Annotated in this window: 10 protein-coding genes, 1 pseudogene and 1 riboswitch; of the genes and pseudogenes, 3 read left to right on the forward strand and 8 right to left on the reverse strand. The window is 59.5% G+C overall.

Annotated features, from left to right (window positions below; all coding sequences use genetic code 11):
- Nucleotides 1-203: 203 nt before the first annotated feature.
- The gene (locus SO180_RS08825; protein ID WP_449378421.1) at nucleotides 204-1,472 is read right to left on the reverse strand and encodes an MFS transporter; all 1,269 of its coding nucleotides are present in this window, start codon (nucleotides 1,470-1,472) and stop codon (nucleotides 204-206) included.
- A gap of 266 nt (nucleotides 1,473-1,738) precedes the next feature.
- A complete protein-coding gene (locus SO180_RS08830; RefSeq protein WP_449378422.1) occupies nucleotides 1,739-2,716 on the reverse strand; it encodes a glycosyltransferase family 2 protein in 978 nt (325 codons plus the stop codon).
- 353 nt (nucleotides 2,717-3,069) lie between these two features.
- Here SO180_RS08830 and SO180_RS08835 point away from each other — a divergent pair, with 353 nt between their 5' ends.
- The 3 genes from SO180_RS08835 to SO180_RS08845 all read left to right on the forward strand — a co-directional run bounded on the left by SO180_RS08835 (nucleotide 3,070) and on the right by SO180_RS08845 (nucleotide 6,213).
- On the forward strand, nucleotides 3,070-4,164 hold the full coding sequence (locus tag SO180_RS08835; protein WP_449378423.1) for a hypothetical protein: 1,095 nt from the start codon (nucleotides 3,070-3,072) through the stop codon (nucleotides 4,162-4,164).
- 39 nt (nucleotides 4,165-4,203) lie between these two features.
- Nucleotides 4,204-4,371, forward strand: a complete 168-nt coding sequence (locus SO180_RS08840) for a hypothetical protein (protein ID WP_449378424.1) — start codon at nucleotides 4,204-4,206, stop codon at nucleotides 4,369-4,371.
- Between the two features lie 1,116 nt (nucleotides 4,372-5,487).
- Complete coding sequence (locus tag SO180_RS08845; protein ID WP_449378425.1) at nucleotides 5,488-6,213, forward strand: alpha/beta hydrolase; 726 nt, start codon at nucleotides 5,488-5,490, stop codon at nucleotides 6,211-6,213.
- Nucleotides 6,214-6,306: 93 nt separating this feature from the next.
- Here SO180_RS08845 and SO180_RS08850 read toward each other — a convergent pair whose 3' ends face one another.
- From SO180_RS08850 to SO180_RS08875, 6 genes and pseudogenes are all read right to left on the reverse strand, one after another.
- Complete coding sequence (locus tag SO180_RS08850) at nucleotides 6,307-6,831, reverse strand: Rieske 2Fe-2S domain-containing protein (protein WP_449378426.1); 525 nt, start codon at nucleotides 6,829-6,831, stop codon at nucleotides 6,307-6,309.
- Nucleotides 6,828-7,031 carry a hypothetical protein gene (locus SO180_RS08855; protein ID WP_449378427.1) on the reverse strand — a complete coding sequence of 68 codons (204 nt, stop codon included), beginning with the start codon at nucleotides 7,029-7,031 and terminating at the stop codon, nucleotides 6,828-6,830. The genes SO180_RS08850 and SO180_RS08855 overlap by 4 nt, the downstream gene beginning before the upstream one ends.
- Nucleotides 7,032-7,074: 43 nt before the next feature.
- A pseudogene (gene metE, locus SO180_RS08860) lies at nucleotides 7,075-9,400 on the reverse strand (5-methyltetrahydropteroyltriglutamate--homocysteine S-methyltransferase).
- Between the two features lie 105 nt (nucleotides 9,401-9,505).
- Nucleotides 9,506-9,731: riboswitch (cobalamin riboswitch) on the reverse strand.
- Nucleotides 9,732-9,763: 32 nt separating this feature from the next.
- Nucleotides 9,764-10,687 carry a methylisocitrate lyase gene (gene prpB / locus SO180_RS08865; protein ID WP_449378498.1) on the reverse strand — a complete coding sequence of 308 codons (924 nt, stop codon included), beginning with the start codon at nucleotides 10,685-10,687 and terminating at the stop codon, nucleotides 9,764-9,766.
- 11 nt (nucleotides 10,688-10,698) lie between these two features.
- Nucleotides 10,699-11,880, reverse strand: a complete 1,182-nt coding sequence (gene prpC / locus SO180_RS08870) for a bifunctional 2-methylcitrate synthase/citrate synthase (RefSeq protein WP_449378428.1) — start codon at nucleotides 11,878-11,880, stop codon at nucleotides 10,699-10,701.
- Nucleotides 11,881-11,920: 40 nt separating this feature from the next.
- Nucleotides 11,921-13,438 (reverse strand): MmgE/PrpD family protein, encoded by a 1,518-nt coding sequence (locus SO180_RS08875; protein ID WP_449378429.1) that lies wholly within the window; start codon nucleotides 13,436-13,438, stop codon nucleotides 11,921-11,923.

The raw sequence follows: 13,438 nt of genomic DNA on the forward strand, positions 1-13,438 counted from the left end.
GGATCGGATGGCGCCGACGTTCAGCGGCGGATCACGTCCTCAACAGAGGACGGCCTACGATTCCGCGGATTGGCGTGTGAATACTCATGTTTTCCGACTAGCGCATGTTCACTTGATACACAAGCCGTATCTGATCAGCTTGGGCTTCATCAGATTGTGAGTTCTCGCGCGACTGGGCCGTTGGCCCGGCACGGGGTCCATGATCAACGCACCGGAAATTTTCGGACTTGTTTTGGACCTTCGGGCTCGCCCTCTTCTCGGACTTCCTCTTCCGATAAAGAGCTTGGACGATGTGACGGTCTGAAAAGGTATAGGCCAGTAGCGACAGCCGCGATTACGCTGCCGAAAAGGGCGTACTGCTGCGCTTCACTAAAGGCCGCGAATATCGTTGGCACACTATAGACGACAAGACCGACGACGGCCGTAATCAATGTCGTCAGGGCCTGCACTCGACCAATGAACGCTGTCTCTACGAAAGTCAGTAACGCGGCATCTGCTGCCGCGCGAGAAAGACTCCAGAGAACCCCAGCCAAAGCGTAAACGGCAACTGCTATCATTCTCTGATTTGTAAACGAGAACAGGATGAGGGACAGTCCGGCTGTAACCAGCAAGGGGATAACGGCTACGCTTAGTTTATCAGCCAAAGAGTGATGTGCTGAGCCGGCAACGGCCGCGAATCCCGCTGCTGCTGCGATCATCTCCAAGGTCCCAAAAAGACTGGTGCTGCCTTTGAGTTCATGTACCACGAACCCGGGCAGCAAAAGATTGGTCGTCTGGATAATTGAGAATGCCAAGCCAACGGCGATCGTCGCATTGAGCGCACCTGCGTCTTGGCGAAGATACCTCAGCGCCCGCCAAGAGGCTCCGAAAAATCCAATCGTGTTTCCAGTCGTAGAAGAGCGCAACGCTGAAAGGCGCATAAAGCTTAAGCAAGAAACAGCGACTAACGCCAGCACCGCCAGCAACATGGCGGTTGTAGACGAGCCGAATTTATCAATCGATAACCCTGCAAGGCCGGTGCCGGCTGCAATCCCAGTCTGCTTTGCGAGCGATATCTGAAATGACACTCTCGCTCTGTCATGTGCGGCAACGGTCATTTGCGTTAGCGCACTGATGGCGCCCATCTGAAGCGAGAACCCGAAGCCTCCGATGGCGCCCGAAGCGATCAAGATGGCGGACGAAGCGACTCCATGGGGAAGCAACTCGGGTAGGGAGAAACCCATGAATCCAATGGCACGCAGCGCTTGTCCGGCGGTTGCGACAGCTCGCTTGTCGTGCTTGTCCACGATATGGCCAGCGATGGGCGCTAATGCGAATGTTGAGCCGTTGGTGAAGATAAGGACCAGTCCAACAAACCCGGTGCCACCATAATGGAACGCGCCCCAGGCCGGAATGACAATGCCGGCTCCGACAAGTATGAAGGAGATGAATAAATATGTTAGGAGGCCAAGTCTGGCACCCGAAGGCTTCATGAACGTTGATAGTCCATCGTTAACGTGCGAGCGTCATCTCTCATTCCGACCCACTTGTACATAGCAGATGTAACTATGAACCGCGAGGCGCTGATCAAGGAGCTGCCGACAGGGACGGCAAACGGAGCATATCAGCCGTCGGTCGTTGGGCGCATCCCACCGCTCAGCGGTATCGGGAGTTTCGCCAGGACCGAATAGAGCGGCATGATGGCCGTTCCGCAAGGCAAAGTGCGGTGCTGAAACCACAGCGTCAGTGCCGCAAGCGGCTATGGGGCAAGTGCGATACTGCGGTCGCCAGTCAGACGATCGAGCTCGCGTTCACGGATGAATTGCCTCGCTCGAGCCAAGTCTGATTTCGCCATGTGCGCGACGCATTCAAGTAAAGTCGGCTTCGCGGCGAAGATGCGCCGAACCCTCTCATTGTCGTCCAGGTTTGGGTAGTATTTGTCGAATAGCGGTCGGAAGTTCTCGATGGTCGCTCGAATCATCTCCAGTTCCGATACGCTCCGTTGGGAAACCCTCTGTGGATCCACATAGGCGCGGTACAGATAATACGGAGTCGAGAAGTAGGCGATTTTGTTATCCAATCCCTTTGTTATTCGATGAGAAAGCAGCGAGGCGCCGAAGCTCCAATCAGTCCATTTGACAATTTTGGGATTATAGCCACCGAGTTCGACGGCGTCCTCCGTTCGATAAACGATTGACGCCGGCACGTGATGCTTAGCTGCCACTAGCTCCTCAGTGAGGGGATAGGCGGAGCTGGTAAACCCCCTGCAATCGCCAATCATGAGAGTTGCGCAATGTGTGAAGGCGAGCCTGGGGTCGGAGCTCAATGCGTTCACGGCGCGGTCCAGGTACGCTCCCTTCTTCAGGGCAGTTTCGTTTTCGTTCAGGCAGTCATCCGCATCGACGAAGGTTGCATAAGCATACCGGGCGGCAAATAGACCGGAGTTTCGAGCCGCGGGCAGTCCTTTATTTCGATCGTGATGTATGAGACGGATAGCTTTGTTGGTGTTGAAGCTAGCGAGTATTCGCAGTGTTGTTGGATCGTTACTGCCATCGTTTACGATAATCAATTCATGAGGTATTCGGATTGGCTGACGAAGAACGGATGCGACGCATTCTGCCAAGTAGGAGCCAGCATTGTAACAGGCGACGGCTATCGTGACGCCGTGCCTTGGGCAAGGCGGCGCCAGTTCAGGTCGTGAGGGGATGGATGTGTGTGTGCCCATCATCATCGGCATTCCAGCTCAAATCCGAGATGTGACGTTCGGTACCCATCCTGGACCGAGCCAAGAGGCGCACACAAGCTGCTATTCCTGGCAGCTGGACAATGACGCTACCAGCAGTTCTTCTCGTTTGTTGTGATGCGTTCGTAAATGATGTGAGCGGATCATCCTTTCGTCGGTTCGGCAGACCCTATTCAATGTCAAATCACCTTGTAATTGTGGGATTTGGTCCCGTTTCTGGCTACAAGTACTCGCGGTGCATTCGAGCCGCCATGCAATCCGGAGCTATCGCCGGATATTCAGTCATTGACCTTCAATCGCAACGTGATGCCGTCCTGCGTAGACTGGCTGGGTTGCCGGCGCAGCCAATGCATACGATGTTCGTCCCCGATCCGGAATTGCATGGCGGTCCCGATGCGACCTTAAGCCATGTCGCTCCGTTCCTTAAGGATCGTGCCAATGAAGGTATCGAAACTCTGAAGGTTGTCATCGCAACAGAACCTCAGGCGCATGAGAGCTATTTGCGGCATTGCATGTCAGCGGGATACGATACGCTAACGACCAAGCCTTTATTGGTGCCGATGCGCGACGGTGTATTCGACGGCGGCTCGATCTATCAGCGCACAAAGAATCTACTCGCCTGGGCAAAAGGCGGTAAGGGCCAGCACAGTCTGATCGTACTGGATCGTCACCACGAGATATACGAAAAGCGGATTCGTTCCCAACTCGCGGTGATGATGGAAAGGCTAAACGTTCCGATCACTTCGATCAACTTCAAAACAGCATCCGGCGTGTGGAATCTTCCCTATGAATACGCACTCAGGGAAGACCACCCGTACAAGTATGGCTACGGCATGCTGATGCACGGCGCCTATCACTATGTTGATCTTGTAACCCGCCTCTTGCAAATGAGCCGTCGGATGTATGCGGACGATGAACTGTGTTTGCGCATCAGTGGCTTCTCAGCGTTTCCGAGAGATCAGGCGAAACGGCTGCCTCTTGGCATAATGAATAAGCTGGATAACTACCGTGAGCATATGGCGAGCTTTGATCCAGGAATCCACTATGGAGAGACCGATGTCGTCGCATCGTTGGCACTCTGTTTTCGCCGCACCCAGGTAACATTATGTCTAGGAACTATTGCTCTTGAACAGACGACGCCGGGGATGCGGTCATGGGGAACGTTCCCGGAGGTGCCATACAACGTCAACGGTCGACTGCACTGCACAGATGTTTGCGTCTGTTTAGGGACACTCTTTTCCATCAACGGACATGTTGTGAAAATTCCTATCTCCTCAAGGAAAAGCCAATCAGACTTGCGAGGAAAGAACATCGGGATTGTGACATCACGATCGAATGCACTCGTTGCTGGAACTCAAGATTTCCTAACCGAAGAGCGCATAACGCATCCATATGGAAATTCCTTCTCTTATGCGGCTGAATCGGCATTGTTTCAGGACTAGATCGACGGCAGAAGAACCTACAGCAATTTGGACTCTCACTTGGCGACCGCTGCCGTGATGGATGCGTTGGCGCGCGTGGTTCAAAGCAACGGGGAAACGATTGAAATCGGTTTTGATTTTGCCGAACCCGACTGGCCGCCAACAACGTACATTTCTAATGCTGTAGTTCCGGAAGGCCGCGCAATGCAGTTTGCGGCGTCTCGATGAGATGTCGAGTGACGCGGAATTCGAGGAGGGCAGAACGGCCATTGAAATCCCCAATGGAGGCCTAGCATTCACCGGAGAACAGAACGAGCTGTCGGGACGGAAGATGGTTCCTGAAAGCTGCAAAGATTATCATGAAAGACGTACAGCGCGACTGCCGGAACATGGTTGGCCATCTATGCTCGATGGCATCGGCTAGCGGAATCCGCAACTGAGTTGGCGAGCGCAAAGCGCTGGGCTGAGCGAAGAAGCTACGGTTGGCGGCATTTTGGAGTGACATCGCGTCTGATCCGCGATTGACACGCGCCACATGGATGCGACCCCAACGCTGTTCCGGATGACGTTGCCGCCCGCCAAGGGTTTGGAGAGGCGGCTGAACTCCCCAATTGCGCAGCCACGGCCTTCCCTCCGGCTGAGCAACGCCTCTCATCCTAATGTCCTTCAGAATCGCTCTATGGAGGAAGTTGCAGACGTCATGATATTCTGCGTGGTTCAAGCGAACCACAGGCGTATGTGCGAATTCCCAGAAAGATCGGATCGAAAGCGAACGCCTGGAAACCGTTAGAGCAGTCTAGGCGAACATAATGAACGGAACCTGGATACGGCAAAGATCATAGTATCTGAGACGTGCTACTTTTGCCGCTCGGTGGTCGAAAAGAGCGACAGGGCGAGATCAAATGGCGCTTGGCAGACTCGTGTAAACAAACTCCATCGGGTCATCCATCGTACCAAGAAATTAAATGGCACATACAAAGTACCTTTCCGGCGTATCGTCTCATTATTTATCTTTGCGAAACGCATTTTTTGCGCCCGTTGCGTCTTCGCTCGTGTACGCATGGTCAGCGTATCCTTGACTTGACCAGATTCCCGTAGCAGGCTGGCGGCTTCTGCGGGGCGCGCTTGCCGTCATTCGGTCGGTAGCGATTTCGTTTTTGTCCCTTTGATTGCTCCGGACCAGGGGAGACCCGCGACGGCAAAAGTTTTGTGGGAGAACAGATGAGTCGTCATACGATCGAAGTAAACGAGAAGCGGATACCTGATATTTTTGCGACAAATACCTTTTTCCGAATCCGCTGACTGCCGCGCCGATCTAACTCGTCCTTGCGCAGGAGCTACAATATGTCGACCTACGTCCTCGTCCACGGTGCCTGGCACACCGGAGCCGAGCTCGAGCCCGTCGCCGCCCCCATTCGTGCCGCCGGCCACACCGTCCATACCCCCACGATCAGGGGCAACCGGCCGGGCGACGCCAAGACCACAGGGCTCCAGGAGGCGATCCAGTCCATCGCCGATTATCTTGCCGAAAACAATCTGAAGGACGTGATCCTGCTCGGCCACTCCTATGGCGGCATGGTGATCACGGGGGTCGCCGACCTCGTGCCGGAGCGCATCCGCCGGCTGATCTACTGGAATGCCTTCGTCCCCAACAACGGCGAGTCGCTCAACGACCTGGTGCCGCCACACTATCTCGGCCTGTTCGAGGCGATCGCCGCCGAGCGCGGCGACGGCTCGGTGGTGCTGCCATTCCCGATCTGGCGCGAGGCGTTCATCAACGATGCTGACCTGGAGCTGGCGCAGCGTGCCTACGACATCCTCAATCCGCATCCCCTCAAGACGTTCAGCGACAAGATCGTGCTGAAGACCAACCCGGCCGAGATGCAGCTGGCGAAGTCCTACATCAACTGCACCGAGGATACCGCGCTGCCGCACGGCTATCCCTGGCATCCGCGGTTGTCGGAGAAGCTCGGGCTATTCCGACTGGTTCAGGTGCCGGGCAGCCACGAATTGTGCTTCTCCGATCCGGCCCGCCTGGCACGCGCGATCATGGAGGCGGGGCGGGATTAAACTTGCTGTGTCGCGAGACCCTGACCGGATCGCTCCGAGATAGCGAGGGCCGACCTTTCCGGTGGTTCGTCGGTGCAGGATGGTTCATGTCCATCAGGTTCTCGTGCATGAAAGTGTAATGGCAATTGACGACCCGTCCGAACCGTCGCGTCTTGTAGGCGCGATCCGCGGCGGCGCCAAGCGTCGTGGGCAGCGGCTTGGCGGCAGGTGGCCCGGCCATACCAGCACGACGCCATCCAGCTCGCAGCACGGATAGGCGCGCACGCCGTTGGGAAGCCCTTGCCGAGATAGGGAACGTCGACGCAGCGACCCGCAGCGACCCGAGGAGTCGTAGCTCCTACCGTGATAGCAGCAGTGCAGGTGGCAATCCCTGACAACGCCCTTCGACAGCGGAACCCACCGGTGGGCGCAGCGATCTTCCAGCGCAAACAGATCGCCATTGTCGGCGCGAACAATGACGATGGGCTCGCCCGCAAACGAGGAAGCAAAGGCAGATCCGCGATTCACCTCATGCGACCACGCCAGGGGATACCAGTGATCGGGGTGCGAGCCGATCTTCCGAAGGTCGGCCGACACCGGACTTGCGCCGATGCCGGCAGGGTTCGTTACCGGATTCACGAAGCGGACACCTCCGATGTACCGAGGTGGATGGCGAGGATCTCTTCGGGAGTCTCCCGAACCTCGATCCGCTGCTCCCCACTGCCGACGAACTCCAGCATCGTCTTGTCGCCATCGCGCCACATCCCGCCGACTAACGAGAAATTGACGTGATAGGGCTTGCCGCCGTCGAAGCGGGTGCATTTGATCCAGAAGCGCATCGGCAGTCTCCGTGCAGGAACGGGAGGTAAGGCTACGTCGGCATCAAGACGCCTTGCGCAATTCGCGTGCGGCGGCGACCATGTTGACGAGTGCAGGTCGAACTTCTTCCCATTTGCGGGTCTTCAGGCCGCAATCGGGATTGATCCAGAGTTGCGAGTCCGACAGTCGCTTCCGGGCCAGCGTGATGAGATCCCGCATCTCGCTGGTCTCGGGGACGCGCGGCGAGTGGATATCGTAGACGCCCGGGCCGATGTCGTTCGGATATTTGAAGCTGGTGAAAGCATCGAGAAGCTCCATCTTCGAGCGCGACGTCTCGATCGAGATGACGTCGGCGTCCATGGCCGCAATCGCGTCGATGATGGCGTTGAACTCCGAGTAGCACATGTGGGTGTGGATCTGCGTGGCATCGGCAACGCCGGTCGAGCAGATGCGGAAACTCTCCACGGCCCAGTCGAGATAGGTCTTCCATTCGGAGTGACGCAGCGGCAGGCCCTCGCGAAGCGCGGCTTCGTCGATCTGGATCATGGTCGCGCCGGCCTTTTCGAGGTCGGTGACCTCGTCGCGGATCGCGAGCGCGATCTGGCGGCAGGCCTCGCTCCGCGGAAGATCGTCGCGCACGAATGACCAGTTCAGGATCGTCACCGGCCCGGTGAGCATCGCCTTCATCGGCTTCTTCGTCAGCGACTGCGAATAGCGCCACCAGTCGACCGTCATTGGTTTTGGCCGCGAGACATCGCCGAACAGGATCGGCGGGCGGACGTAGCGGGAGCCGTAGGACTGCACCCAGCCATACCGGGTGAAGACGAAGCCGGAGAGCTGCTCGCCAAAATACTGCACCATGTCGTTGCGTTCGAACTCGCCATGGACGAGCACGTCGAGCCCGATCTCCTCCTGCCAGCGCACCGTGCGGGCGGTTTGCTCCTTGAGTGCTCGTACTGCGCGTCGGTCAGCTTGCCCTTGGCATGCGCGGCGCGGGCATTGCGCACGTCCGCGGTCTGCGGGAACGAGCCGATCGTCGTCGTCGGGAAGGCCGGAAGGCCAAAGCGCTTGCGTTGGATCTCCGCGCGGCTCGCAAAAGCGCTGGTACGACGGCGCATGGCGTCGTCGATCGCCGCCATGCGTTTGGCGACCGCCGCGTCGTGGATCTTGGGTGAGATCTGGCGGGCTTTCGCGGCCTTGTCCGAAGCGGCGAGGGCATCGGCGACGCTGTCATCGCCTGCGAGGGCCCTCGCTAGCGTGGACAGCTCCGCGATCTTCTGCACCGAGAAGGCAAGCCAGCTCTTGACGTCGGGATCGAGGCCGGTCTCAAGCTCGAGATCGATCGGCGTATGCAGCAGCGAACAGGACGGCGCGATCTGCACGCGGCCGGGGCCGAGCCTGGCAATGATCGGCTTGTAGCGGTCGATCAGCGCCGACAGGTTGGAGCGCCAGACGTTACGGCCGTCGATGACACCGAGCGAGATCACGAGGTCGGCGCGGGCGCCGGATTCGACCTGGCTCAGCTGCTGCGGCGCGCGGATCAGGTCGACGTGCAGCCCGGCTACCGGGAGCGCCAGAGCGGTTGCAAGGTTGTCGCCAATCGCGCCGAAATAGGTGGCGAGCATGATCTTGACGTTGGGCACGTCCTTGGCGAAGCGCGTATAGGCGCGCTGGAGTGCGTTCCGCTCGATCTCATTGAGATCGAGCACCAGGCAAGGCTCGTCGATCTGGACCCATTCAGCGCCGCGCTTGGCGAGCTCCTGGAGAACGTCGACATAGACGGGCAGCAGGCCATCGAGCAGCGAGATTGGATCGACCGCCGCGTCATGGCTTTTGCCGAGCTTCAGGAAGGTGACGGGACCGACCAGCACCGGACGGGTCTGATAGCCGAGCGCCTTGGCTTCATCGTACTCCTGGATCACCTTGCGCGAGGAGAGCTTGAAGGTCTGGCCCTTGTGAAATTCCGGAACCATGTAGTGGTAGTTGGTGTCGAACCACTTGGTCATTTCCTGCGCTGTTGCACCTGTCCATGATGGGCGTGACCGCAACTCGCGTCGTGTGCGTCGCCCTGTGATCCGCGTGCCATCGCGAAATAGGTCTTGAGCGAGACCAGGCCGCCCTTCCAGCCGTAGGCATCGGGGATGGCGCCAACCATGACGCTGGTGTCGAGCACCTGGTCGTAAAGCGAGAAATCGCTCGACGGGATGATGGTTGCGCCGAGCGATTTCTGGCGAGCCCAGTTGGCAGCACGGAGCCCGGCTGCGATTTCGAGAAGCTCCTGCTCGCTGATCTTGCCGGCCCAGAAGGCTTCGAGCGCGAGCTTGAGTTCGCGGCGTGGCCCGATGCGGGGCGTGCCGAGTGTTGCGACTGGAAGTGAAAGAGAAGTCATAGCTTTAACCCCATTGTGGTGGGGGCAAAAGGCCATGGCGGATGCAGGCAGGGCAGCCGCAGATGCGGCAGCTGCTTGGCGTACCACCGGGACACCCCGCCCGTGGACGATTATGTTGTCGGGGGCAGGTCTCCTGGCTCGCGGGTCGTCGCCTGCATCCTGGCCTTCCCAAAGCACGTGCTTCAGTGACACTTTTGGATGCGAGCTCACCGCTTACAGTTGCGGGGGCAGCGCCGGCATTGCGTCAGTCCGAATGGACCGGGAGCGCACCGGCTTCCCTCTTAGCTCCGGATCAAGTGGGACCCGGAGAACCTCGACGATTCCGATTATCTGGAAGAGAGGGGGGCGTCAACCTCTCGCCGTTCACTTGCGCTGCGGCATACCGGACGGAACGATTGTTTGAATGATCGAGGCATCCAAAGCTTCGTAATTGTGTAATCCGATTGTCGCGTAGAGTTCCGCGCGCGTCTGCATACGGTCGACGAGCTTATGCGTGCCTCCATCACGCGAAATTGCAGCATAAAGTTCTGCTTGCGCTTTGTTCGCCACGCGCAACGAGGACACGGGCCAGATCACCATGGCGTAGCCCATCGCCTCGAACTCCGCGGCTGTGAAGAACGGCGTCTTTCCGAATTCGGTCATATTGGCGAGCAGGGGTAAGCCAGGCATACGCTCGGCAAAGGCGCGGAACATCTCGGCAGTGTTAAGCGCTTCGGGGAAGATCGCGTCGGCACCCGCCTCCATATAGAGTTTGGCACGGGCAACGGCGCCATCGAGGCCTTCGCTTGAGGCCGCATCGGTCCTGGCGATGATCACGAGATTGCGACGAGCTTTTGACGCGGCTGCCACTTTGGCTGCCATATCATGTGCATCGGCAATTTTCTTGTCGTTCAAATGACCGCATTTCTTCGGCAAGATCTGGTCTTCGAGATGAAGCGCAGCTGCGCCGGCATCCTCGAACACGCGCGTGGCATGCATGACGTTGAGTGCCTCGCCGTAGCCGGTGTCCGCATCGACGAGAAGGGGCAGGCCCGACGCGCGGACGATCTGGCGGATGAAGAAGGCAACTTCATCAACGGTGATGATCCCGAGATCGGGCAGGCCCATCGATGCTGTCATCGCGGCACCCGAGAGATACAGCGCCTCGAAGCCGGCCGCTTTGGCCTGGAGCGCCGCCATGCCGTTATGCGCGCCAGGAAGCTTCAGAATGCCCGGCTGCTTCAGGAACGCGCGGAAGCGGAGCCCGGCAGGCTCTTGCGGCAGATCGGCGGCAACGAGATAGGGCATCTGGCAGTTCCTCAGGCGGCGCGGACCGACGAGCGCAATCCGCTGCGCTGTTCGAGCGGCACGAAAGTCAGATTCTCCGGACCGACGTAATTGGCTGACGGACGGATGATCTTGTTGTCGATACGCTGCTCGATGATGTGGGCAGCCCATCCCGACGTGCGGGCGATCACGAACAGCGGCGTGAACATCGCGGTCGGCACGTCCATCATGTGATAGGACACCGCGCTGAACCAGTCGAGATTGGCGAACATTTTTTTAGTCTCCGCCATCACGGCTTCGATCCGGTCGGCGATCTCGAACATCTTCATCGAGCCGGCCTCGCGCGACAGGCGGCGCGCGACTTCCTTGATCACCTTGTTGCGGGGGTCGGCGATCGTATAGACGGGGTGGCCAAACCCGATCACGACTTCCTTGGCAGCGATCCGGCGGCGGATGTCGGCGTCGGCCTCATCGACGTCACCATAACGCTTCTGCACCTCGAAGGCGACTTCGTTGGCGCCGCCGTGCTTCGGCCCGCGCAACGCGCCGATCGCGCCTGTGATCGCCGAGTACATGTCGGCGCCCGTGCCGGTGATCGAGCGAGCCGTGAAGGTCGAGGCGTTGAACTCGTGCTCGGCGTAGAGGTTGAGCGAGGTGTGCATGGCACGGACATGCGAGTCCGACGGCTTACGGCCGTGCAGAAGATGCAGGAAGTGTCCGCCGATCGTGTCATCGTCGGTCTCGACGTCGACGCGCCGGCCATTCTGGGCGAAGTGGTGCCAGTACAGCAGCATCGAGCCCAGCGAAGCCATCAGGCGATCGGCGATGTCGCGGGCGCCAGGATGGTTGTGGTCGTGTGCTTCCGGCAGCACGCAGCCGAGCGTTGAAACGCCGCTGCGCATGACGTCCATCGGATGCGCTGCAGCGGGGAGAGCTTCCAACGCCGCGCGGACGGCATTGGGCAGGCCGCGCAGGCCCTTCAGCTTGGTCTTGTAGGCGGCAAGCTCGGCCGGCGTCGGCAGGCTGCCGTGCACGAGCAGATAGGCGATCTCCTCGAACTCGCAGGTCTCTGCGACATCGAGAATGTCATAGCCGCGATAGTGCAGATCGTTGCCGGTGCGGCCGACTGTGCAGAGCGCGGTATTGCCGGCAACGATGCCCGATAGTGCGACCGACTTCTTGGGCGCGGGCTTTGAAGACGCTTCGTTCGTCATGATGCCAATCCCTTGATTTCCGAGAGCCGGCGTTGCGGCCTTAGCGGCCGGACCAGTCGAAGACGCCAGTCGATCCCTTCGCGCCGAGCTGCGATGGATCGACGGTGAAGATGAGGCCGGAGAGGTCGCCGGCCGTCAGTTCGGGCAGTCGTTCGACCAGGCCGAGGAAGCGATCCTGCTCGCCCGGCACAATGACGCCCTCGGCAAGGCCACGGAATTTTGCGACATATTGCGGACGGGCGAACGGTCGCGCGCCGAGCGGATGGGCATCGGCCACGGCAAGCTCGTCGCTGATGGTTGAGCCGTCCTTGAGCTTAACCACCACGCGGCCGCCGAACGCCTTCTGCTTCGGATCGTGGCTGTGATAACGCTGGGTCCAGGCGGGATCTTCGATTGTCGAGATCTTGTGCCACAGAGCAACCGTCTCCGGCCGTGCAGAGCGCTCGGGCGCGTAAGACTTCTGGTGGTGCCAGCCGCCGTCTTCGAGCGCGACCGCGAAGATGTACATGATCGAATGGTCGAGCGTCTCGCGGCTGGCCTTCGGGTCCATCTTCTGCGGATCGTTGGCGCCGGTGCCGATCACGTAATGAGTGTGATGGCTGGTGTGGATCACGATGCTTTCGATCTTGGTGGGATCGCCGATCTTCGGGCCCATCCGGCGCGCCAGATCGATCAGAGCCTGGCTCTGATACTCCGCCGAATGTTCCTTGGTGTAGGTATCGAGGATGGCGCGCTTCGGCTCGCCCTTCTCCGGCAAGGGAACGACGTATTGCGCTTTCGGACCTGACAGCAGCCACGCGATAAATCCATCTTCGCCCTCCCAGGTGGGCGAGGGCGCGCCTTCGCCGCGCATGACGCGGTCGACCGCCTCGATCGCCATCTTGCCGGCAAAGGCCGGTGCGTAGGCTTTCCAGCTCGAGATTTCACCCTTGCGCGATTGGCGTGTGGTGGTCGTGACATGCAGTGCCTGCTGTACGGCCTGATAGATCGTCTCGATTGGCAGGCCCAGCGCGGTGCCGATGCCGGCGGCGGCCGACGGGCCGAGATGGGCGATGTGGTCGATCTTGTGCTCGTGCAGGCAGATGCCCTTCACCAGATTGACCTGGATCTCATAGCCGGTCGCAAGGCCCCGGATCAGCGCGGCGCCGTCGAGGCCGCAGTGCTGGGCCACTGCCAGGATCGGTGGAATATTGTCGCCTGGGTGCGAATAGTCGGCGGCGAGGAACGTGTCGTGGAAATCCAACTCGCGCACCGCAACGCCGTTGGCCCAGGCGGCCCATTCCGGCGAGATGCGTTGCGATTGCGGCAATCCGAACACCGTCGCGCCGCGCTTGAAGGGATGTGTGACGGCCTGCGCCCGCGCGCTGACAACGGGACGGCGCGCGACGGAAGCCGCGGCAACGGCGGCGTTGTCGATGATGCGGTTGCCGATCATCTCGGTCACGGTCGGCTCGACCGCGACCGGATCAGAGGCGACCTCGGCGATCTTCCAGGCGAGCTGGTCCGCCCGTGCCAGATGCTCGGAGGACTTGTAGGTGCGGACGTTGTGCGATTTCAC

Source organism: Bradyrhizobium sp. UFLA05-112, assembly GCF_053572325.1.

Coding starts and splice junctions, on each gene's coding strand:
- SO180_RS08855 (WP_449378427.1), bottom strand. CDS start 7,031: ATGCGCTTCTGGATCAAATGCACCCGCTTCGACGGCGGCAAGCCCTAT.
- SO180_RS08835 (WP_449378423.1), top strand. CDS start 3,070: ATGCATACGATGTTCGTCCCCGATCCGGAATTGCATGGCGGTCCCGAT.
- SO180_RS08830 (WP_449378422.1), bottom strand. CDS start 2,716: ATGCCGATGATGATGGGCACACACACATCCATCCCCTCACGACCTGAA.
- SO180_RS08845 (WP_449378425.1), top strand. CDS start 5,488: ATGTCGACCTACGTCCTCGTCCACGGTGCCTGGCACACCGGAGCCGAG.
- prpB (WP_449378498.1), bottom strand. CDS start 10,687: ATGCCCTATCTCGTTGCCGCCGATCTGCCGCAAGAGCCTGCCGGGCTC.
- SO180_RS08825 (WP_449378421.1), bottom strand. CDS start 1,472: ATGAAGCCTTCGGGTGCCAGACTTGGCCTCCTAACATATTTATTCATC.
- prpC (WP_449378428.1), bottom strand. CDS start 11,880: ATGACGAACGAAGCGTCTTCAAAGCCCGCGCCCAAGAAGTCGGTCGCA.